This is a genomic window from Aeromonas sp. QDB30, assembly GCF_027707645.1.
Classification (GTDB): Bacteria; Pseudomonadota; Gammaproteobacteria; order Enterobacterales; family Aeromonadaceae; genus Aeromonas; species Aeromonas caviae.
On record NZ_JAPCIY010000058.1, the window covers coordinates 1 to 22717 of the forward strand.

At 64.7% G+C, this 22717-nt stretch carries 17 protein-coding genes; 7 read left to right on the forward strand and 10 right to left on the reverse strand.

The features are described 5' to 3' along the window. Positions 1-179: 179 nt before the first annotated feature. Both nifJ and PG896_RS15645 read right to left on the reverse strand, forming a co-directional pair. Entirely contained in the window at positions 180-3755 is a 3576-nt protein-coding gene (gene nifJ, locus PG896_RS15640) for a pyruvate:ferredoxin (flavodoxin) oxidoreductase (RefSeq protein ID WP_270835892.1), read from the reverse strand. Continuing rightward, positions 3752-5398: an NAD(P)-binding protein gene (locus tag PG896_RS15645; RefSeq protein WP_270835893.1), complete on the reverse strand. Its 1647-nt coding sequence runs from the start codon at positions 5396-5398 to the stop codon at positions 3752-3754. Before PG896_RS15645 ends, nifJ begins: the two co-directional genes overlap by 4 nt. 350 nt (positions 5399-5748) lie before the next feature. Here PG896_RS15645 and PG896_RS15650 point away from each other — a divergent pair, with 350 nt between their 5' ends. Beyond that, the gene (locus tag PG896_RS15650; protein ID WP_270835894.1) at positions 5749-7551 is read left to right on the forward strand and encodes a hybrid-cluster NAD(P)-dependent oxidoreductase; all 1803 of its coding nucleotides are present in this window, start codon (positions 5749-5751) and stop codon (positions 7549-7551) included. 80 nt (positions 7552-7631) lie between these two features. Here PG896_RS15650 and htpX read toward each other — a convergent pair whose 3' ends face one another. The 5 genes from htpX to bioB all read right to left on the reverse strand — a co-directional run bounded on the left by htpX (position 7632) and on the right by bioB (position 12481). Then, complete coding sequence (htpX, locus tag PG896_RS15655; RefSeq protein WP_010674070.1) at positions 7632-8504, reverse strand: protease HtpX; 873 nt, start codon at positions 8502-8504, stop codon at positions 7632-7634. Between the two features lie 113 nt (positions 8505-8617). Then, positions 8618-9298: a dethiobiotin synthase gene (gene bioD / locus PG896_RS15660; RefSeq protein ID WP_041212695.1), complete on the reverse strand. Its 681-nt coding sequence runs from the start codon at positions 9296-9298 to the stop codon at positions 8618-8620. A 108-nt stretch (positions 9299-9406) separates the two neighbouring features. Beyond that, positions 9407-10210 (reverse strand): malonyl-ACP O-methyltransferase BioC, encoded by an 804-nt coding sequence (gene bioC, locus PG896_RS15665; protein ID WP_041212694.1) that lies wholly within the window; start codon positions 10208-10210, stop codon positions 9407-9409. Beyond that, the gene (gene bioF, locus PG896_RS15670) at positions 10200-11396 is read right to left on the reverse strand and encodes an 8-amino-7-oxononanoate synthase (RefSeq protein WP_244812364.1); all 1197 of its coding nucleotides are present in this window, start codon (positions 11394-11396) and stop codon (positions 10200-10202) included. The genes bioC and bioF overlap by 11 nt, the downstream gene beginning before the upstream one ends. Next, positions 11393-12481: a biotin synthase BioB gene (gene bioB / locus PG896_RS15675; RefSeq protein WP_053288634.1), complete on the reverse strand. Its 1089-nt coding sequence runs from the start codon at positions 12479-12481 to the stop codon at positions 11393-11395. Before bioB ends, bioF begins: the two co-directional genes overlap by 4 nt. A 193-nt stretch (positions 12482-12674) precedes the next feature. On the opposite strand from bioB, the gene bioA reads away from it, so the two are divergent. Together bioA and PG896_RS15685 are read left to right on the forward strand one after the other, a co-directional pair. Further along, positions 12675-13949 carry an adenosylmethionine--8-amino-7-oxononanoate transaminase gene (bioA, locus tag PG896_RS15680; RefSeq protein WP_244812363.1) on the forward strand — a complete coding sequence of 425 codons (1275 nt, stop codon included), beginning with the start codon at positions 12675-12677 and terminating at the stop codon, positions 13947-13949. A gap of 135 nt (positions 13950-14084) precedes the next feature. Then, on the forward strand, positions 14085-14906 hold the full coding sequence (locus PG896_RS15685) for a HAMP domain-containing protein (protein ID WP_043155238.1): 822 nt from the start codon (positions 14085-14087) through the stop codon (positions 14904-14906). On the opposite strand, the gene PG896_RS15690 is transcribed toward PG896_RS15685, so the two are convergent. Further along, positions 14894-15196, reverse strand: a complete 303-nt coding sequence (locus PG896_RS15690; protein WP_010674063.1) for a hypothetical protein — start codon at positions 15194-15196, stop codon at positions 14894-14896. The two genes, PG896_RS15685 and PG896_RS15690, sit on opposite strands and share 13 nt — an antisense overlap. Positions 15197-15436: 240 nt before the next feature. Here PG896_RS15690 and asnS point away from each other — a divergent pair, with 240 nt between their 5' ends. The 3 genes from asnS to PG896_RS15705 all read left to right on the forward strand — a co-directional run bounded on the left by asnS (position 15437) and on the right by PG896_RS15705 (position 19317). Then, positions 15437-16837, forward strand: coding sequence for an asparagine--tRNA ligase (gene asnS, locus PG896_RS15695; protein WP_039039869.1), 1401 nt, complete (start codon positions 15437-15439; stop codon positions 16835-16837). Between the two features lie 352 nt (positions 16838-17189). Then, complete coding sequence (locus PG896_RS15700; RefSeq protein ID WP_041215561.1) at positions 17190-18533, forward strand: anaerobic C4-dicarboxylate transporter; 1344 nt, start codon at positions 17190-17192, stop codon at positions 18531-18533. Between the two features lie 127 nt (positions 18534-18660). Beyond that, positions 18661-19317, forward strand: a complete 657-nt coding sequence (locus tag PG896_RS15705; RefSeq protein ID WP_270835895.1) for an adenine nucleotide alpha hydrolase — start codon at positions 18661-18663, stop codon at positions 19315-19317. A 70-nt stretch (positions 19318-19387) separates the two neighbouring features. Here PG896_RS15705 and PG896_RS15710 read toward each other — a convergent pair whose 3' ends face one another. Next, a complete protein-coding gene (locus tag PG896_RS15710) occupies positions 19388-20527 on the reverse strand; it encodes a M20 family metallopeptidase (RefSeq protein ID WP_227263511.1) in 1140 nt (379 codons plus the stop codon). Positions 20528-20664: 137 nt separating this feature from the next. Further along, complete coding sequence (gene dcuC / locus PG896_RS15715) at positions 20665-22041, reverse strand: C4-dicarboxylate transporter DcuC (RefSeq protein WP_010674058.1); 1377 nt, start codon at positions 22039-22041, stop codon at positions 20665-20667. Between the two features lie 285 nt (positions 22042-22326). Between dcuC and PG896_RS15720 the strand changes: the two genes are divergently transcribed. After that, positions 22327-22641 (forward strand): hypothetical protein, encoded by a 315-nt coding sequence (locus PG896_RS15720; RefSeq protein ID WP_010674057.1) that lies wholly within the window; start codon positions 22327-22329, stop codon positions 22639-22641. The last annotated feature ends 76 nt before the right edge of the window (positions 22642-22717 follow it).

Below are 22717 nucleotides of genomic sequence, written 5' to 3' on the forward strand. Positions count from 1 at the left end.
TGGTGTGTTTGGAGACAGCCAGTTTACCAGCACCCTGTCTGTCAACTTCCACTTCCCCAAGATCCCGCGAAGAACCTTTTTGTTGGCCGCCCCAAGGCGCGGCAACGGCCACTTCCCTTGGCACCGGAAAACGAAGCGGGCCAACAGGCCCGCTTTGTCATACCTGTTTCACCCGATGATCACACCGGCGGATGGAAATGGCTGGCCTCGCGGGTGGCCATCTCCTCGTAGGTGGCCCACTTCTGCCACGCCACTTGTTGCGCCACCTGCATCAGCCGCTGTGCCTCTTCCGGGTGGCTCTGGGCCAGCACCCGATAACGGGTCTCCTCCTGCCGGTATTCGGCAAGGGGGATGGAGGGTCGCAGGCTGTCGAGGCTGAAGGGGTTCTGCCCGGCGCTGCGCAGTACCGGGTTGTAGCGCATCAGCGGCCAGTGGCCCGAATTGACCGCACGCTTCTGTTGGGCCAATCCCTGCTCCATGTCGATGCCGTGGGCGATGCAGTGGCTGTAGGCGATGATCAGCGACGGGCCCGGATAGGCCTCCGCTTCCCGCAAGGCCTGCAGCGCCTGCTGCGGGTTGGCACCAAAGGCGATGCGGGCAACATAGACGTTGCCGTAGGAGATGGCCTGCAACGCCACATCCTTCTTGGCCAGCGTCTTGCCTCCCGCCGCGAACTTGGCGACGGCACCGAGCGGCGTCGATTTCGACATCTGGCCGCCGGTGTTGGAGTAGACCTCGGTATCCATCACCAGCACGTTCACATCGCGCCCGGAGGCGAGCACATGGTCGAGCCCTGATGAACCGATGTCATAGGCCCAGCCATCGCCGCCCACTATCCAGACCGAGCGGCGCACCAGCTGATCAATCAAGGAGAGCAGTTCGCGAGCCTTGCCGGATTTCACCTCTTCCAGCCGCTCCCGCACTTGCGCGACCCGGGTACGCTGGGCGCGGATCTCAGACTCCAGCCGCTGGGGGGCGCTGATCAGCGACTCGACTAGCTCTGGGCCCAGCTCCCCCTTCATCGCCTGCAAAGCCGCCACCGCCTGACCGTGATGCTGATCGGCGGTGAGGCGAAAACCAAAGCCAAACTCGGCGTTGTCCTCAAACAATGAGTTGGACCAGGCCGGCCCCTTCCCTTCCCCGTTCTTGGCCCACGGCGTGGTCGGCAGGTTGCCGCCGTAGATGGAGGAGCAGCCGGTGGCGTTGGCCACCAGCATGCGATCCCCAAACAGCTGGGTCAGCAGCTTGAGGTACGGGGTCTCGCCACAACCGGCGCAGGCACCGGAGAACTCGAACAGGGGTTCGAGGAACTGAGTGCCGCGCACCGTGGAGAAGTCCACCCGCTCGCGGGCAGGCCACGGCAGGCTTTCGAACCAGCGCAGCGCCTGTTTCTGACCAGACAGATGGGGCGCCTTGTCCATCATGGCGATGGCCCGCTCGCCTTCATGGCTTTCATCCGCTCCAGCCCGCACCGGACAGGCCTGCACGCACTGGCCGCAGCCGGTGCAATCCTCCGGATAGAGCTGCAAGGTGTAGCGACTGTCGGGGAAGCCCTTGGCGGTGACGGGCACCGACTGCGCCGCCTCGGGGGCGGTCGCCAGCCAGTCCTGATGGTAGAACTTGGCCCGCAGCGCCCCATGGGGGCAAACAAAGACGCAGTTGCCGCACTGGATGCAGATATCCGAATGCCAGATCGGGATCTCGCGGGCGATATCCCGCTTCTCGAAGCGGCTGGTGGCAGTGGGGTAAGTGCCATCCACCGGCAGCATGGAGACGGGGATCAGATTGCCGCGCCCCGCCAGCATCTCGCCTGTGACCCGCTGGACAAACTCGCTGCCACCCGGCGCCAATGGCAGCGGATAGTCGCTGATCTGCTCCTCACCGGCCGGGATGGCCACCTGATGGAGGTGGGCCAGGGTGTCGTCCACCGCCGCGAAGTTGCGCTCGACCACTTCGGGCCCCTTGCGGGCATAGCTCTTCTCGATGCTCTCCTTGATCAGCGCAATCGCCTCATCCCGCGGCAAGATGCCAGCCAGCGCGAAGAAACAGGTCTGCATGATGGTGTTGATGCGATTGCCCATGCCGTTGCGCTCGGCCACCCGATCCCCATCGATGCAGTAGAGGCGGATATCGAGGGCGCGAATACGGGCACGCAGCCGCTCGGGCAGCTCGGCCCAGACCCGGTCAGCCTCATAGGGAGCATTTAGCAACAGGGTCGCCCCTTCGGCGGCATGCTCCAGCAGATCCACAGATTCGACAAAGCCCCACTGGTGGCAGCCGATAAAGCTCGCCTGCTCGATAAGCCAGGGGGCATCGATGGGCTCGGGGCCAAAGCGCAGGTGGGAGACGGTGCGCGAGCCCGACTTCTTGGAGTCGTAGACGAAGTAGCCCTGAGCGTGGAACCCCTCCAGCTCGCCGATGATCTTGATGCTGTTCTTGTTGGCGCCCACCGTGCCGTCGGCACCGAGGCCAAAAAACAGCGCCCGTACCCGACTGGCGGGCTCCAGATCGCCGATGGGGTGCCAGGCCAGACTGAGGCCCGACACGTCATCGACAATCCCCACCGTAAAGCGCGGGCGCGGCGCATCGGATGCCAGCTCCTCGAACACCGCCGCGCACATGGCAGGGGTGAACTCTTTGGAAGAGAGGCCATAGCGGCCACCACTGAGCCACGGCAGCCGCTTGATAAGGCCGCGCTGCAAGCCGTCGATGAGGGCGTTCTGCACATCCAGCAATAGCGGCTCGCCACCCGCGCCCGGCTCCTTGGTGCGATCCAGCACCGCCATGCGCCGCACGCTTGCGGGCAGCGCATCGAGCAGCGCCTGTACCGGGAAGGGGCGATAGAGGCGAATGACCAGTACCCCGGTCTTGCGATCCTGCCGGTTGAGCCAATCCACGGTGGTGCGGGCGGTGGCCGCCCCCGAGCCCATCAGCACGATGACATCGGTGGCATCGGGCGCGCCGTGGTACTCCACCAGCCGGTAGTGGCGGCCAGTCAGCTCACCGAGGCTCTCCATGCACTGCTGCACCCGCGCCGGTACCGCCTCGTAGAAGGGGTTGACGCTCTCGCGGGACTGGAAATAGGTATCCGGGTTCTGGGCGGTGCCACGCATCACCGGATGATCCGGGTTGAGCGCCCGCGCACGGTGGGCACGCACCCAGTCGTTGTCGATAAGGGCCCGAATTTCATCTTTATGCAGCGCGGTGATCTTGTTCACCTCGTGGGAGGTACGGAACCCGTCGAAGAAGTGGATAAAGGGCACCCGGCACTGCAGGGTGACACTGTGGGCGACCAAGGCCAGGTCCTGCACCTCCTGCACCGAGCCGGAGGCAAGCATGGCAAAGCCGGTGCTGCGCGCCGCCATCACATCCTGATGGTCGCCAAAAATCGACAGTCCCTGCGCCGCCAGAGAGCGGGCCGCCACATGGAACACCGCCGAAGTCAGTTCACCGGCGATCTTGTACATGTTGGGCAGCATCAGCATTAGTCCCTGACTGGCGGTAAAGGTGGTGGCGAGCGCCCCCGCCTGCAGGGCGCCGTGTACCGTGCCAGCCGCCCCCCCTTCACTCTGCATCTCTACCACGGTGGGGATGTTGCCCCACAGGTTGGTCTGCCCTTCTGCCGCCCAGGCATCGGCCAGTTCGGCCATGGTCGAGCTCGGGGTGATGGGGTAGATGGCACACACTTCGCTCAGCTGATACGCCACCCGGGCCGCGGCTTCGTTGCCGTCAACCATGATCAGTTCATGTTTCATTGGGACTCCTCCGGTTGGCGCAGCTCGATGGCGTGACAGGGACACTGGTCATGGCAGGCACCGCAGCCGGTGCAGCGCTCGGCATCCACCTGATACCCCAGACCCGGTCCCAACTTGGCGATGGCCTGCTCGGGGCAGCTGCCGTAGCAGCCGTCGCACTCGAAGCAGTTGCCGCAGGAGTAGCAGCGCGCCGCCTCGTAGCGGGCGGCCACCTCATCCAGCCCGCCGATGATCTCGCCAAAGTCGTCCCGCGCCCACACCGGTTTGACCGGCTGACTGCTGGCCGGGGCGTGGGTCTGGAACCAGAGTTGCAACTGCTCCGGCCCCACCAATGAATAGGAAAGCGGTTTGTGGTAGAGGCGACCGCGCAGCCAGGCATCCATATGGCGTGCAGCCTTCTTGCCGTGGCCGGTGGCGATGGTGACAGTGCGCTCGGAGGGCACCATGTCGCCACCGGCAAAGAGGCCCGGCACATCCGTCATCAGGTTCTCGCCAACCTGTACTACTCCCTCCTTGTTGACCCGCACGCCTGGGATGCTCTCAAGCACCGAGAGGTCGACCTCCTGACCCAGCGCCAGAATCAGGGAGTCCGCTTCCAGGGTTTCAAACTTGCCGGTGGGCACCGGCTTGCCCTCAGCATCCAGCGCCATCACCTCCACCTCGATGTTGGTACTGTCGAGCTGGCGGATAGTGCGCAGCCAGTTGATCTTGATCCCCTCCTCTTCGGCCTCGTCGGCTTCGAAGGTGTGGGCCGGCATATGATCCCGGTCGCGGCGGTAGATGATCATCGCCTCCTCGACCCCGAGACGGCGGGCGGTACGGGCCGCATCCATGGCAGTGTTGCCGCCGCCGTAGATGGCCACCCGCCGTCCCAGCTTGGGGGGCGGCAACCCCTGTTCTTCGGCAAGACTGGCCTGCTCGAGGAAACTCACCGCATCGAGGATCTTGCCCGCCTCCCGGGCCGGAATATCGACCCGCTTGGCCAGATGGGCGCCGATGGCCATGAAGACGGCGTCAAAGCCCCCCTCGTCGCGCTCGCACAACACATCCTCCACCTTGTGGTTGAGGGTCAGCGTCACCCCGGCCGCCATGATGCGGGCCACCTCCCGATCCAGCACGTCGCGAGGCAGACGGTAGGCGGGAATGCCGAAGCGCAGCATGCCGCCGGCGAGCGGGCCCGCTTCGCGGATCTCCACCTGATGGCCGAGCCGGTTGAGGTGCCAGGCGCAGGAGAGGCCGGAGGGACCGGCACCGATCACCAGCACCTTCTTGCCGCTGGCGGGTGCGGGGGGCGCAGGCTGCCAGCCACGGGCCAGTGCCTCGTCGCCGAGGAAGCGTTCGATGGCGTGGATGGAGACGGCATCATCCACCTGGGCACGGTTGCAGGCCGTTTCGCAGGGGTGATAACAGACCCGCCCGTGGACTGCAGGCAGGGGATTTTCTTCGATCAGTCGTTGCCAGGCCGCCTCAAAGCAGCCCGCTTCGGCCAGGGCAAGCCAGGCCTGGATGTTCTCGCCAGCCGGGCAGGCATGGTTGCAAGGTGGCAGGGCCGGCCGCCAAACGGGTAGCCGAGTACGCACCGGGCCTGTTCCCGTTTTCTGGGAAAGATCCGGCTGTGGGGTCATATCCAGTTGTTTGCTCATACATTGCTTTCTTCTTTTTGTGTGACAGGCCCCATCCGATGGCGCTTGATACCGTTTTGCCTGGGCAGACGGTGGCCGGAGGGGGAAGAAGCGAAAGCGTTAGAAACTGGAAGCTGGCTCGATGATGGGCCGTTTTTTGTACGACATGGTGGATCAGGATCAATAAATGTTGCGCTTTATGGGTCGCCCCCTTCACAACCGGATCCCCGTCACACCCCGCAGCCATTCGGGCCTGTCGCCCGAGCCCCCTCGCCGCCCTCGACGTGGGCAGCAGGAGAAGATTGCCGCCCGGGACAGGAATCGTTATCTTCCCCTCTTCACAGGAATCGCCACAGCACAAGGACCAGGACATGCCGACCCTCGCCAGCATACATCTCTACCCCATCAAATCGACGGCAGGCATGCCGCTGGAGCGCGCCCGGGTGACCCAGGAGGGACTTGCCGGGGATCGCCGCTACATGGTGGTCAAACCGGATGGCACCTTTATCACCGCCCGCACCCATCCCCAGTTGCAACAGGTGGTGGCCACCCCCGTCGAGGGGGGGCTGCAACTGCGCTATCCGGGTCTGCCCCCCCTTGCCCTCATGGAGGCGGCGTTCAGTCGCGCCCCTCAGCACACCGGTGTCTGGGGGGATCGCTTTACCGCCCTGCACACCGGGCCCGACGCCGATGAGTGGCTGAGCCGGGTGGCGAGGGAGCCGGTGCGCCTGCTCTGGCTCGGGGAGGCATCCGATCGTTTTCGGGAGAAGACCGGCACCCGGGTGAGCTTTGCGGACGGCTACCCCTTGCTGCTCATCAGCCAGGCTTCCCTTGAGGATCTCAACCTGAGATCCGATGCCTTGCACCAGATGAGCCAATTTCGTACCAACCTGGTGGCGAGCGGCACCCGCCCCTTTGAAGAGGATGGCTGGAAGCGGATCCGCATCGGCGAGGTGGAGTTTCGGGTGGACAAGCCGTGCAGCCGCTGCATCATGACCACGGTGGAGGCAGGCACGGAGCGCTTCAATGCCCTGAAAGAGCCGCTGGCCACCCTCACCCGCTACCGCCGTGGCGAAGATGGTGAGGTCTATTTCGGCCAGAATCTGGTGGCCCTGAACGAGGGGTGGATTGACGCGGGCAGCGAGATCGAGGTGCTGGAGCGGGCCCGGGCGCCGGTCTACCCCAACGCGGCCCCGAAAAAGCGGGAGCTGGTGTGCGTCGCCCGGGAACCCCTGGCCCGGGATCTGGAAACCTTCTGGTTCGAGGCCGCCGACGGCGAGCCCCTGCCCGACTACCTGCCTGGCCAGCACCTGCCCATCAGCCTCGATATCAAAAACACACGGGTTCAGCGCCGCTACACCCTGAGCTCCACGCCGGAGCGGCCCGAGCGTTACAGCATCAGCGTCAAGAAGCTGGCCGATGGCCGCCTCTCCCCCTGGCTGCACCATGAGCTGAAAGTGGGCGACCGGTTGCTGGCCGCCCCCCCGGCCGGCGAGTTTCACTTAGGGTCCGAGCGCAGGCTGCTGCTGCTCTCGGCGGGATCCGGTGTCACCCCCATGCTCTCCATTGCCCGCACTCTGGCACTACGGGGGGAGCTCGGTGACGTCCACTTCATGCACCTGTGTCGCAGCGAGGCGGATATTCCTGCCGCCAGCGAGCTGCACGCCATGGCGCAGCAGGGAATGACCCTCACCCTGATCCTGAGCCAGCCTGACAAACACTGGCAGGGGCTCAGCGGCCGTCTGAATGACGATCACCTGGGCCGGATCCGGGATTTGCAGGAGCGGGAGGTGTTCATCTGCGGCCCCCACGGCTTCATGGCCGATGCAGCCAACCGGCTGACCGCCCTCGGCGTACCGGCCGGGCGCATCCGCCAGGAGAGCTTTGGCGGGGCCCTGCTCTCGGTGGCCCGCCCCCATCAGGCGGTGCAACTGCGTATCGGCGAGCGGGAGTTTGCGGGCAACAACCAGGGCACCGTGCTGGATCAGGCCAACAAGCAGGGGGTAGAGCTGCCCTGGAGCTGCCGTGCTGGCATCTGCGGCAGTTGCAAGCAGACCCTGGTCTCGGGCGAGGTGGATCACCCCGATGCCCCCGCCATCAGCGCCGCCGAGCGGGCCGAGGGCAAGATCCTCGCCTGCTGCGCCGTGCCCCTGACGGATCTGGTGATCAAATAGGGTGATCGGGGGGCAAAACCCCGTCCCCGGAATGCAAAACGGCTGCCCGAGGGCAGCCGTTTTCTTTAGATGACTGGCTATCAGCCACGCAGGGCGGCGATGCGCTGCTCGATGGGCGGGTGGCTCATGAACAGCTCGCTCATGGAGCGCTTGCCGTTGATGCCGAACGCCATCATGGAACCCTCCATCTGCGGCTCGGCACCGCGGGCGAGACGCTGGAGCGCGGCAATCATCTTGTCGCGGCCGGCCAGCTTGGCGGCACCGGCGTCGGCACGGAACTCGCGCTGACGGCTGAACCACATGACGATGATGGAGGCGAGCACGCCGAACACCATCTCCAGCACGAACACGGTGATCATGTAGGCGAAACCGCCGGTGCTGCTGCTCTCTTCCTCGTTGTTGGAGCTGAAGAAGTTGCTGATGACGCCGGCCACGATGCGGGCGAAGAACATCACGAAGGTGTTCACCACCCCCTGGATCAGGGTCAGGGTCACCATGTCGCCGTTGGCCACGTGGCTCACCTCGTGGGCCAGCACGGCTTCCGCCTCGTCGCGGCTCATGCTGTAGAGCAGACCGGAGGAGACGGCAACGAGGGAGTCGTCACGGCGGGCGCCGGTGGCAAAGGCGTTCATCTCGGGGGAGTCGTAGATCCCCACTTCCGGCATCTTGATGCCAGCCTCACGGGCCTGACGGGCAACAGTGCTCACCAGCCAGTGCTCGGTCTCGTTGCGGGGCTGCTCGATGACCTGGACGCCATAGCTGCGCTTGGCCATCCACTTGGACATCAGCAAGGAGATAAAGGAACCCCCAAAACCGAACACGGCGCAGAACACCAACAGACCGGAAATGCTGGACTTGTTGATCCCCAGAACCGAGAACAGGATATTGAGTACCACCCCCAGCACCAGCATGACGGCCAGGTTGGTCACCAGGAATAGCATAATTCGCTTCATATTGACTCCTTGTGAGATATGGATGCATGGTTCGGGGCGCCCCAGGGGCGACCGATGCCACACTTGCCCCAGATAATAGACAGACTCGATGAATGTTTGCTGAATGTCTGGCCTCAGAGCAAGGGCGACACATCGAGACAGTGGTGCAAATCCACCTCATTCACCGCGTCCACGAAGGGGAGCTCCCCCAGAAATGGGGCCGGCAACATGGCTTTCAAGGTGTCCAGGTTCTCCTCGTAGCGGCTCATGTGCGGATCCACCCGGTTGATGACCCAGCCCGCCAGGGTCAACCCCTGCTGGCGAATGGCGCTGACGGTGAGCAGGGCATGGTTGAGGCAGCCCAGCCTGGCCCCCACCACCAGGATCACCGGCAGCCGCTCCTGGGCGACCCACTCCGAGAGCAGACGCTGGTGATCCAGCGGCAGGAACCAGCCCCCCGCCCCTTCGACAATGACGAGATCGGCCCCAGCTCCCTCAATCTCCCGCAAGCCGGCGGACAGCCCCTCGAAGGGGATGCTCACCCCCCGCTCACGGGCGGCTATATGGGGGGCGATGGGCGGCTCGAAGGCATAGGGATTGACCTGCTCGTAGGGCAGCGCAACCGTGGCCGCCTGCTGCAACAGCAAGGCATCCAGATTGCGAAGCCCCTCCGGGGTGCGGGTGCAGCCCGCCGACACCGGTTTGTACCCGGCGCAGCGAATGCCTCTGGCGGCAAGCGCCAGCAACAGGGTGCGGGCCACCAGGGTCTTGCCCACGTCGGTGTCCGTGCCCGTGATGAAATAGGATGTCCCCATGATGATTCCTCGATGCAGTGCAGGGGCGCAGAGGCGCCCCGATATCCATGGTGAAAGGCAGGCGCGCGTCCTGCCGCTGAAGGGGTGGGTGCGCCGGGTCTTTTTGTGTCAGCGCCGCACCAGGCGCCCTAGGCAGACCTCGTAGCTGGCGGCCAGCAGGCCGTCCGGTTGACGGTGGCGCTCGTAGGCCTCCCCCAGTCGCACCAGGCGCTGGCGATGACCCAGGCCCGCAGACCGCTCGTCGTTGACCTGGCTCGCACCTATCCCCTTGAGGTCGCGCAGCAGTCCGCTGAGCGCCGGGTAGGCGAGGGACCAGGTCAGCGGGCAGAGTGCCGGGGCCTCGAAGCCCCCGTCACGGGCCGCCTGCTGCAACTGGGGCAACGTCAGGAAGCGATTGACATGGTCACGACCATCCACGGCCCGCCAGGCCTCCCGCAGTTGCCACAGTGACCCCGAAAGCAGGGTCGAGAAGAAGACCTGTCCACCGGGTTTGAGCACCCGGTTGAGCTCGGCAAAGGCCTGGGCCGGCCGCTCGCACCACTGCAGGGCCAGGCTGGAGAAGACCCAGTCCAGGCTCTGGTCGGCAAAGGGCAGCCCCTCCGCGTCGCCGCACACCAGGCGGGCTCCGCTGCCGCGAAGGGCCGCCTGGGCCAGCATGCCGGGCGCGAGATCCAGCCCGGTCAGCGTCTCGCAGCGCGGCGCCAGGGCAGGCAGGAAAAAACCGGTGCCGCAACCCAGATCCAGCCCGGCCCCTGAGCGCACCTCTTTCACGCCCCCCTCGTCCATGCGCGCCAGCAGCGACTGCCCCACCTCCTGCTGGAAGCGGGCGTGGGCGTCGTAGTGGCGGGCCGCCGCCCCGAAGCGGCGGGCGAGCTGTGCCTTGTCCACCGACTGGAAACGCTCATGCACCATGGGCGCCCCCTCTCTCGTCAGTGGATGGGCTGGGCCCCAGGGCCTCGAGCAGGCGATCCACGTCATCTTCGCCATGGGCAGCGCACAGGGTGATGCGAAGGCGCGCCGTGCCGACCGGCACCGTGGGCGGGCGGATGGCGCCGGCCCAGACACCGCACTCCCACAGGCGCTCGGCCAGTTGCAGGGCAGCGACGCTCTCCCCCACCAGCAACGGCTGGATGGGGGTATCGCTTGCCCCAAGCCGCCAGCCGAGCGCCTGCGCCCCCTGCCGGAACCGGGCGACAAGGCGAGCCAGGTGGGCACGAGCCTCGTCGGCTACGCGTACCAACTCAATGCTCTGGCGCACGGCGCACGCCTGGGCGGGGGGCATATGGGTGCTGTAGACATAGTGGCGGGCAAAATTGACCAGGTACTCCACCAGCTCGCGACTGCCACCCACAAAGGCGCCGGCCACCCCGAGCGCCTTGCCGAAGGTCCCCATCTGGATGTGCACGCTGGCCGGAGCAACCCCCTGGGCCGCCAGGGTGCCGCGCCCCTCGGCACCCAGCACGCCGAGGCCGTGGGCATCGTCAATCATCAGCCAGTTGCCGCTTCGGGATGCGAGTGTGGCCAGCTCAACCCAGGGGGCCTGATCCCCGTCCATGCTGAAGACCCCTTCCGAGACGATCAGGCCCCGGTTTGGCTCAAGCAGCCGCTCAAGGGCCGCCATGTCGTTGTGGCAAAAGCGCTTCATCTTGCAGGGGAGCTGGCTCCCCATCTCCTGCAAGGAGGCGTGGTTGAGCCTGTCCTGCCACAGCAGGTGATCCTTGCCTAGCAGGGCCTTGAGCACCGCCTGATTGGCGGAGAAGCCGCAGTTGAACAGCAGCACCGCCTCCACGCCGAGCCAGTCGGCAAGCGTCTCTTCCAGCTCCTGGTGAGCGCGGCTGTAGCCGGTCACCAGGGGCGAGGCACCTGCCCCCGCGCCATATTGCGCCACCCCCGCCGTGAAGGCGGCCTTGATGGCGGGGTGACCCGCAAGGCCCAGGTAGTCGTTGCCAGAGACGTTGAGGTAATCACGCCCCCCGACCCGGATCCGCCCACCGCTCGCCACATCCACCGGGGTGCGTCGGCGCAGCAGGGTGGCCTGTTCACGCTCGGCCAGCGCCTCCCCCAGGGCAAAGGGGCCGGTAACAACGGGCGTCATCATGGACGGAGGACATCTGCGCGGGAACGGGTGGCATCGTAGAAGAGTTCGCTCGGCTCGCTCTGGCGGTTCACCTCGGCCAGCAGCTCCTCCTCTTGAACCTGATCCGGCTTCTGGGCCCGCTGGGCGGGGCGAATGCCAAGGCGCTTGAAGAGCTGCATGTCGCTGCTCTCGTCCGGATTGGGGGTGGTCAGCAGCTTGCAGCCGTAGAAGATGGAGTTGGCCCCGGCCATAAAGCACATGGCCTGCATCTGCTCGTTCATCTTCTCCCGTCCGGCGGAGAGGCGCACGTGGGAGGCCGGCATCATGATGCGCGCCACGGCGATGGTGCGGACAAATTCGAACGGGTCCAGGTTCTCCTGGTTCTCCAGGGGCGTCCCCTTCACCTTGACCAGCATGTTGATGGGCACGCTCTCCGGGTGGCGCGGCAGGTTGGCCAGCGCCATCAGGAGGCCCGCACGGTCTTTCGCCTGCTCTCCCATGCCGACGATGCCGCCGGAGCAGACCTTCATGCCGGCACCGCGCACATGCTCCAGGGTGTCGAGCCTGTCCTGATAGGTGCGGGTGGTGATGATGTCGCCGTAGAACTCCGGCGAGGTGTCGAGGTTGTGGTTGTAGTAATCGAGCCCCGCCGCCCCGAGACGCGCCGCCTGATCGGCGGTCAGCATCCCGAGCGTCATGCAGGTCTCCATGCCGAGCCCGCGCACCTCTTCAATCATGCGCAGGATGTAGGGCATGTCCTTCTCTTTCGGGTTGCGCCAGGCCGCCCCCATGCAGAAGCGGGACGAGCCGTTGGCCTTGGCCTCCCGGGCCCGCTCCAGCACTTTTTCCACCTCCATCAGCCGCTCGGTCTCGAGCCCGGTGTGGTAGCGAGCGCTCTGGGGACAATATTTGCAATCTTCCGGGCAGGCCCCGGTCTTGATGGAGAGCAGGGTGCTTACCTGCACCTCGTTCGGGTCGAAATGGGCGCGGTGCACCGTCTGGGCCTGGAACAGCAGATCGTTGAATGGCAGGGCAAAGAGATCCTGAACCTCGGACAGGGTCCAGTCGTGACGAAGGGCGTGGGCACCCGCGGTAAGAGCATTCATACATGGCTTCCGGTTGTTATTGGTGGGATCCTGCGCCGCGCTCAAGAGAGCGTTCGCCGCAAGACCCGCCAGCTGGACAGCGCGACGCCAGGGCGTGCGCGAAGCCAAGTGGCTGAAATTGTTGGCTAGTGTAGAGAGCACGCGTAGACTGTCAACACCGACCAGATCAAATCAATTGACAATAGAACGCAAAATGACCAACCAAGAATTCGACCTGCACCACGTCTGGCACCCCTATACCTCCCTCACCCATCCCCTGCCCTGCTATGAAGTGGCCAGCGCCAAAGGGGTGACCCTCACCCTGACGGACGGGCGCGAGCTGGTGGATGGCATGAGCTCCTGGTGGGCCTGCGTGCACGGCTACCAGGTGCCTGAGCTCGACGCGGCCGCCACCGCCCAGCTCGGCAAGATGTCCCACGTGATGTTTGGCGGCCTGACCCATGCCCCGGCGGTCGAGCTCTGCCGCAAACTGGTGGAAATCACCCCGAAGGGGCTGGATCGGGTCTTTCTGGCGGATTCCGGCTCGGTGGCGGTGGAGGTGGCCCTCAAGATGGCCCAGCAGTACTGGCATGCCAAAGGGACGCCTCGCGCCAAATTCGTTGCCCTTCGGGGCGGCTATCACGGCGACACCTTCGGCGCCATGAGCGTGTGCGACCCGGATGGCGGCATGCACGAGCTCTACCAGGGCTTCCTGCCCGAGCACCATTTCGTCGAAGCGCCAAGCTGCCGCTTCCACGCCCAGTGGGACGAGCAGAGCGTGGTGGAGCTGGCCACCCTGGTGGCGGATCATCACGAGGAAATTGCCGCCATCGTGCTCGAACCCATCGTCCAGGGGGCAGGCGGCATGCGCTTCTACCACCCCCGCTACCTGCAGTGGGTGCGCGCCCTGTGCGACGAGTTCGGCGTGCTGCTCATAGCAGATGAAATCGCCACCGGCTTTGGCCGCACCGGCCAGCTCTTTGCCTGCGACTGGGCGGGGATCAGCCCCGACATCCTGTGTCTGGGCAAAGCGCTCACCGGCGGCTACCTAACGCTGTCGGCCACGCTCACTACCGAGCATGTGGCTCGCACCGTGTGTGACGGCAAGGCGGGCGTCTTCATGCATGGACCGACCTTCATGGGCAACCCATTGGCTTGCGCCGTGGCCAACGCCTCCATCGAATTGCTGCTCGCCTCACCTTGGCAGGCGCGGGTGCAAGCCATCGAACACCAACTCAAAACCGAACTGGTGGAACTGACCCAGCACCCGGCGGTGGCGGATGTGCGGGTACTCGGCGCCATCGGGGTGGTGGAGATGAAGGAGCGGGTGGACGTGGCGCGCATCCAGCGCAAGTTCGTCGAACTGGGCGCCTGGATCCGGCCGTTTGGCAAGCTGGTCTATCTGATGCCCCCCTTCGTCATCACCCCTGAAGAGCTGCGGGTATTGACCGGCGCCATCCACGAGGCCATCACCAGCGGCGAATATTGAGTCCGGATGAACGGGCCCTGCATGAGAACGCAGGGCCTTTCGGCGCTTTTTCATCAGAATGTGAGCAAGACACCAAAACCCGTCCGGCGAGGAGAGTAGACTGCGCGGGTTTTACCCAACAGATGTACCAGTCCCATGCGCCTCTCCATTGCTGCCAAGATCAACTTCTTCCTGCTCTTCATCTTCTCCATGGTGTTGGTGTTTTCTGCGGCCTATCAGGCGGTGCGCGAGCGTGACCTCATCCTGACCCTCATCAAGGAACAGAGCCGCGAGCAGACCGAGGCCTACTTCGACGGCCTCAACATGCTGATGCTGACCGGCAAGATGGACGCCCGCGATACCCTGCGCGCCAAGTTTCTCCATCACGCCCACGTGGAAGATGCCCGCATCGTGCGCGGGGCGGCGGTCAACAAGCAGTACGGGCCGGGCCGTGACGTCGAGGCCCCGAAGGACAGGTACGATGCCCTGGCGCTGGCGGGCAAGGGGAGCCTGGAGGTAGAACATGACGGCATGCACAGCCGGCTGGTGGTGACCCGTCCGCTGCTGGCCAGAAAGGATTTTCGCGGTACCGACTGCACCAGCTGCCACCAGGTGCCGGAAAACACCGTGCTGGGGGCGGTGCGTTTTGACTACTCCCTCGACACCCTGTTTACCCGGGTGGAGCAGAACATCCTCACCTCGGCCCTGAGCCTCACCCTCATCTTCGGGCTGGGACTCCTGCTCACCCTCTGGGTCATCCGCACCTGGATAGTCCGCCCCCTCAACCAGCTGACCCGCTCCATGGAGGAGGCCACCGATCGCAACGACTTCGGCCACAGGCTGGAGGGGGATGAAGGGGACGAGATTGGCCGGGTGGCGCTCGCCTACAACCAGATGCTCGACAGCGTGGAGCGCCAGATAGGCAAGCGCCCCGCCTCTCAGGGGCTGGATGACGGCGACGGCCCTCAGCCCCGGTAGTAAAGCAGCAGGCAGGCCACCAGGATCAGCAGCAGGATGAAGAGATTGACGTGGCGGGCATCTTCCTGCCGACGGCTGCGGCCACGGGCCAGCACCAGCACCACCAGGGTCAGCAGGCAGCAACCCCAGAGCCCGCGCTCCAGCCAGGGGGTGAGCAGGGGATCCCAGCTCTGGCGCACCTTGACGCCCCCATAGACCAGAAAGCCGTAAGCCACCTCTGGCCGGGCGAAGTGATAGAGGGAGAGCAGGGCGACAAAGCCGCCCCAGCAGAGGATCACCAGCCCCTGCAACACCCGTATCCAGCCATCCGGCCCCCGCCTGCGCTCCTTCACCCTCACCCCCGTCCAGCCGCCATGATCCATGCACGATGCATGGGGAAATCCCCGCAAGGGTCCGACATTTTTGCTTGTTTATCAAACCTGCGCGGGTAAGATGAACGGCTTAGTCTGCCATGGTGGGCCAACTGCGCCCGGGCCAGACCCCTAGTGTTGCAAATAGCGCTGCAAGAACAAGCTGGAGACAATATTTCGATGACGCACGCATCCGTAGTTGATGTGCTGGCCGGTAAGTATTCGGTCGGCACCACCCTGACTGTGAAAGGGTGGATCCGGACCCGCCGCGATTCCAAGGCGGGGATCTCATTTTTGGCCGTTTCCGATGGCTCCTGCTTCCATCCGGTGCAGGCCGTCGCCCCCAATACCCTGGCCAATTACGAGAATGAAGTGCAACGTCTGACCACAGCTTGCTCCGTCGAAGTGACCGGCACCGTGGTCGAGTCCCAGGGCAGCGGCCAGGCGTTCGAACTGCAGGCCACCGAGGTCAAGGTGGTGGGCTGGGTCGAAGATCCGGACACCTACCCCATGTCTGCCAAGCGCCACAGCATCGAGTACCTGCGCGAGCAGGGCCACCTGCGTGCCCGCACCAACATCGTCGGTGCCGTGACCCGGGTGCGCAACTGCCTCTCCCAGGCCATTCACCGCTTCTTCCACGAACAGGGCTACCTCTGGATCGCGGCGCCCCTCATCACCGCCTCCGACACCGAAGGGGCCGGCGAGATGTTCCGCGTCTCCACCCTGGACATGGAAAACCTGCCGCGCACCCCCGAAGGCAAGGTGGACTACGACAAGGACTTCTTCGGCAAGGAGACCTTCCTGACCGTGTCCGGCCAGCTGAACGTCGAAACCTACGCCTGCGCCCTGTCCAAGGTCTACACCTTCGGCCCGACCTTCCGCGCCGAAAACTCCAACACCAGCCGCCACCTGGCCGAGTTCTGGATGGTGGAGCCGGAAGTGGCCTTCGCCGATCTGGAAGACAACGCCGCCCTGGCCGAAGCCATGCTGAAGTACGTCTTCAACGCCGTGCTGACCGAGCGCCGCGACGATCTGGAGTTCTTCGCCCAGCACGTGGACAAGGACGCCATCGGCCGTCTGGAGCGCTTCGTCGCCTCCGACTTCGCCCAGATTGACTACACCGACGCCATCGACGTGCTGCAAAACTGCGGCAAGAGCTTCGAGTTCCCGGTCTCCTGGGGCATCGATCTCTCCTCCGAGCACGAGCGCTACCTGGCCGAGGAGCACTTCAAGTCCCCGGTGGTGGTGAAGAACTACCCGAAAGACATCAAGGCCTTCTACATGCGTCTCAACGACGACGGCAAGACCGTTGCCGCCATGGACGTACTGGCCCCGGGGATCGGCGAGATCATCGGCGGCTCCCAGCGTGAAGAGCGTCTCGAGGTGCTGGATGCCCGTCTGGCCGAGATGGGTCTGAACAAGGAAGACTACTGGTGGTACCGCGATCTGCGTCGCTACGGCACCGTGCCCCACTCCGGCTTCGGTCTGGGCTTCGAGCGCCTGGTGGTCTACGTGACCGGCATGGGCAACGTGCGCGACGTGATCCCCTTCCCCCGTACTCCCCGCACCGCCGAGTTCTAAGGCGACCCGCCCACTCGCACCGTGCAAAAGCCGCCCCCCGGGGTCGGCTTTTTTTATGCCCGCCTCGCTCTTCCCGCACGTGTTATTCCCGCCTTTTGCATTCCAAACCCTGTGCGCTCCCCCATCTTTCCCGTCATTTATCTGGTGTGCGCCAGGAAGCGGTCCCCTGTTCAAGGGCTGAACCGTAGTTTTTATGCACTTAAATCGGAAAAAAGCCGGTTGTTGAAGCAACGCAATTTTTTACCCCTTTAGGGGTGACAAAATATTCATTAACCCTTCAGGGGTAATTGATGACAGCGGATCCCGGGCAGCTGGCCGATGGGGACATGGATAAAACACACGAGGTAATGGAATGATCTTGATGGAATTTTTGGTGGTACTCGGCTGCTTGCTGCTGGGTACCCGCTTCGGGGGCATGGGGCTGGGTCTTATCAGCGGCATTGGTCTGTTCCTGCTGACCTTCGTCTTCGGCCTGGTGCCGGGCGAGCCGCCGGTGCAGGTAATGCTGACCATACTGGCGGTCATTGGCTGCGCCGCCACCCTGCAGACCGCCGGCGGTCTCAACCTGATGATGCAGGTGGCCGAGCGTCTGCTGCGCCGTCACCCCCAGTACATCACCCTGCTGGCGCCGCTCACGACCTGGACCCTCACCTTCCTGTGCGGTACCGGCCACGTGGTCTACACCATGTTCCCCATCATCGCCGACATCGCGCTGCAGAAGAACATCCGTCCGGAGCGCCCCATGGCAGTGGCGTCCGTAGCCTCCCAGATGGCCATCTGCGCCTCGCCGGTCTCGGTGGCCGTGGTCTCCATGGTCTCCATCCTGGCGGCGGCTCACGGCGTGGGTCAGGCCTACGGTCTGCTCGACATCCTGATGGTCGCCATCCCCTCCTCTCTCATGGGTGTCATGATGGCGGCCCTGTGGAGCCTGCGCCGCGGCAAGGATCTGGACAAGGACGAGGAGTTCCAGGCCAAGATCAAGGACCCTGCCCAGCGGGACTTCATCTACGGCGGTGGTGAAACCCTGCTCAACACCAAGTTCCCGAAAGAGGCCTACTGGTCCACCTGGATCTTCTTCGCCGCCATCGCTGCCGTGGTGCTGCTGGGGGCCGATGAGGCGCTGCGCCCCGTCTTCACCATCAAGGAGAAGACGGGCCCCCTCTCCATGAACCTGGTGATCCAGATGATGATGCTGATCGCCGGCGCCATCATCCTGATGCGCTGCAAGGTCAAGCCGGGGGAGATCGCCAACGGCGCCGTCTTCAAGGCGGGCATGGTCGCCATCTTCTCCGTGTTCGGGGTCGCCTGGATGAGCGAAACCTTCTTCCAGGCCCACATGCCGCTGCTCAAGGAGACCCTGGCCCACGTGGTACAGGCCCAGCCCTGGACCTACGCCCTGGTGCTCTTCCTCATCTCCAAGCTGGTGAACAGCCAGGCCGCGGCGCTCACCGCCATCGCCCCCATGGGGCTGGCGCTGGGGGTCGAACCCAAGCTGCTCATCGCCTTCCTGCCGGCGAGCTACGGCTACTTCGTGCTGCCGACCTACCCGAGCGATCTCGCCTGCATCGGCTTCGACCGCTCCGGCACCACCCGCATCGGCAAGTTCATCATCAACCACAGCTTCATCATTCCGGGCCTCATCGGGGTAGTGACCTCCTGTACCCTGGGCTTCATCCTGACCAGCATCCTGCTGTAACAGGCATCCAGTGCGAGCGGCTCCCCCGTGGGAGCCGCTTTTTTATCCCCGCATCTCCGACCCGCGCTTTGCCATCGCCCCCCACTCTGGGTAGCATGAGCCCTCTTTTATTCAGCGGAAATCCCCCATGTCTCGCGTCATCCTGCTCTGGAGCGGCGGCAAAGATGCCATGCAGGCCCTCTGCCATGCCCGGGAAGCGGGTCATCAGGTGGTGGCACTGGCCACCTTTGCCCCGCCAGCGCCCCGCTTTCTCGCCCATCCCCTGTCACAGGTGCGTCGTCAGGCGGCGGCCCTCGCACTGCCCCATCGGCTGGTCACCATCGAGGCGCCGTTCGATCTCGGTTATGAGCGGGCCCTGGCGGCATTGAAAGAGGAGTGGCAACTCGATGGGGTCGTCACCGGCGACATCGACAGCGTGGGGGGCGCACCGAACTGGATCCGCGAGCGCTGTCGCCCCCTGGGGCTCACCGTCCACACCCCGCTCTGGCAGCAACCCCGCGAGGCGCTGCTGGCGGACATGCTGACCCGCGGCATCGTCGCCCACCTCTCCTGCGTCGATACCCGGGTACTGGCCCCCGAGTGGGTGGGGCGCAGGCTCGATGCTGGCACCCTCAGCGATCTGCAGCAACTGGCGGATCGGGATGGCTTCGATGCCTGCGGCGAGCAGGGGGAGTACCACACCATGGTGACTGACGGCCCCGGGTTTGCGGCGCCGCTGACGCTCGGCCACTGGCAGGTGGCGCGCCAGGAGCACCTCGCCTATCTGCAAGAGGACGAGGAATGACGTCTCACGAGGGCGGCACATAAAAAACGGGAGGCACTGGCCTCCCGTTTTGCTTGTCTATGACGCCGGCCTATCTGGCCAGCTTGCCCAGCACCCGCTTAAGCAGGCGGATGCGCGGCTCGATGCTCTCCAGCAGCAGGAATTCCGCCTCCGAGTGAAAGCCACCCCCCATGGGGCCGAAGCCATCGAGGGACGGCACGCCTGCGGCGGCGGTGAAGTTGGCATCCGAGCCGCCCCCCGCCTCCAGCCAGGTGAAGGGGACGCCCTCCTCCCTGCCTGCCGCCTCCACCAGCGCCATCAGGGCCTCGGTGTCGCCGCTCGGGCGCATCGCGGGCTTGAAGCTCTGGCGCGCCACCTCGACCCGGCAACCGGCGAGGAAGGGGTTGTTGGCCATGAAGGTGAGCCGGTCGTGCACCGCCTGTGCCTCTTCGTTGCACCAGAAGCGCAGATCCACGATCGCCTCGGCAAAGTCGGGCACCACGTTGACGCCGGTCCCCCCCTGCACCACCCCCACGTTCATGGTGGTGCCGGTCTCCATGTTGACCTGCTGGTTGATGGTGAGCACCCAGTGGGCCAGCTCCGTGATGGCGGAGATCCCTTGTGCCAGGGCCGAGCCTGCATGGGAGGCTTTGCCGTGGAAGGTGATGCGGTACTTGGCATTGCCCTTGCGGGCGCTGATGAGATCCCCGCTCGGGCGGGCCGCCTCGGCCACCAGCACGCAGCCGCTCTGTTTGGCTTTTTTCACCAGCCATTCTTTGGACCAGGGGGAACCAATCTCCTCGTCGCAGTTGCAGCAAACCAGCACCTTGAGCCTGGCCAGCACGGCCGGGTCCAGCTCTTTCAAGGCATACCAGGTAGAGAGCAGGCCGCTCTTCATGTCCGAGACGCCGGGGCCAAAGGCCTGATTGCCTTCGATTTTCAGCGGTCGCTTGGCCGCCGTCCCCTCGGGGAAGACGGTGTCCATGTGGCCCACCAGCATCACGTCGTAGTGATCCGCCCCCGGGGCATTGGTTGCCTCGAGGCAGGGGCCGCACTCGGCGGCGAACTGGTGGCGGGTCACCTGCCAGCCGATGGCCTCATATTTCTCGGTCATGATATCGGCGACCCGGGCCACCCCGGCCGGGGTGCGGGTGCCGCAGTCGAGGTTGATGAGCGGGGCGAGATCCGCCAGATAGGTATCGAGGGAGAACGGGCGCTTGAGATCGTTCATTGTCTTCCCCATGGAACAATCTGCGTAAAACACAGACTGTTTTTGCAACGATAAGAGTGGGCGGGCACTCGGCGCCGCCTCGTCAACGGCGGTCGGCCAGCGTGGATCAACTGGCCGCCGCCTCTACACCAGAGCCTTTACATGAACAGCAGATAGTTGAGGAGCAGCGCCGTCACCAGGGCCCCCGCCATGGGCACGCTGGTGCGCTTGACCACCACGAAGGGAGAGACCTTGGCGATGCCCGCACAGGCGATGAGCACCGCCGCGATGGGGGAGACGGTGCGGCCGATACTGGAGGCAAGCTGCATCGGCAGCAGCATGGTCACCGCCGGCACGCCAAACTTGGCCGCCACCGCGGGGGCCAGGGAGGAGAAACTGAGGAAGGCCGCGTTGCCCGAGCCCATGATGACCGCCGCCACCATGATGAGCCCCACCATCACCAGGGTCATCAGGCCGCTGCCGATGCCGGCATTGCTGGCAGAGTGCAGCAGGGTGTCGATGGCGCCGATGGCCTTGAGGGATTCGGCGAAGAGCTCGGCACAGACGATGAGCGCCACCACGGGGCCGAACACCTTGCCCATGCCGTCGAGGAAGCTCGACAGCCCCGCGAAGGCGGTGCGCACCGAGCGGGTGCGCAGCAGCTCGCACAGCATGCCGATAAAGACCGACAGCAGCATGGCCACCTCCACGCTGACGCTGATGCTGGTCACCAGGAGCTTGGAGAAGGTCATCATCAGCACGAAGGGGATGATGGGCAGCAGGCCGTACCAGGTCGGCGCGGCCACCTCGTCCGCCCCTTTCTCGTCAAGCTCCGCGTGTTCGCCGCGATGCAGGGCCGGATCCCAGCCCTCCTGGCGGTCACAGTGCCGCTGCCAGAAGAAGTGCAGCACCATGGTCACCAGCAACATGGGAGCCACCAGCCAGATCTGGTAGTCGACGAAATAGCTGGTGGGATCCATGCCGGATTGACCGGCGGAGAAGATGGCGTTGGTCTGGGTCGGGCCGATTTCGAACGCCTGGGAGGTGGCGATGACGCCGCAGGCGGAAGCCGGGCTGATGCCGAGGTTGCGCATCACCGGGTACATGGTGACCATCAGCAGCAGGCCGAGGCCGGTGGCGGAGGTGACGAACAGGGAGACGAAGACCGCCACCAGGTAGCAGATGGCCAGCATCAGGTAGCTGGACTGGATGCCCGCCACCGGTTTGACCGCCACCCGCACCAGGGCCTGGGAGGCGCCGATGTGGGACATGTAGGTGGCAAAGCCCGCCACCGCCATGATGGTGAGGCCGAGCCCGGCCGCACGGTAGGAGAAGATCCCCTTGAACACCTCGAACAGGTCGAACAGGGCGAAGCCGGTGCTCTTGTCGGCGGGCAGAATGGGGTGCAATCCCAGCCAGTAGGCGACGGTGAAGAGGGCCATGCCCGCCAGCGCCAGCACCGCCTGCGGGTTGTAATCCTTGACGATGCCGTAGACCACGGCGATCAGCACGAGCAAGACGAAGACGAGTTCCAAGGTGCACTCCTGACAAGATTATCGAAAAGCGCAATCTAGTGGTGGATCTCCCCTTTCCTCTTGATCACCATCAATAAAGATGGAAAAAGCAAACGGTTGTAGATTTTTATTCCAAAAATAAAACTAAAAACGACATTTAACATCACAGAACTGGATCTAGAATGCTCCCCAGGGTATCCCTGACCGACAACCGCCACTTTGTTTGCGTTGGATCAACATCCCGCCGGGGTGAACTGGCCAAGATGCCCGTCGACACAGAGCGACCATTTCGCACCGGAGAGAGTTATGACAAACCAAGCCACCGCAGGCACCCCGACCTGCGACTGCAAGCTGTGGGACATCCTCGTCGAGTCTGCAAAGGAACGCACCACCATTCGTTACTCCAAACTGGCCAGGCAGGCCGGGCTGGAGCAGTGCCAGGATGAACTGCGCACCCTGCTGCAACGCATCCGCATGTATTGCACCGAAAATCACCTGCCCATTCTCTCCGCCATCGTGATGGATGACGTGGGCAAATACGCCGGCCTCTCCTCCAGCCTGCCGGATGCCCCCTGGGAGCGGGCACGGGTCTTCGATCACGAGTGGACCACCCTGCACTGAGTGCCGCCCCCTGAATCCGGAACGCGCCCAGACCAGCAGGCGCGTTCTGGTTTTTGGCCCCCGCCGTTTCTTCCCC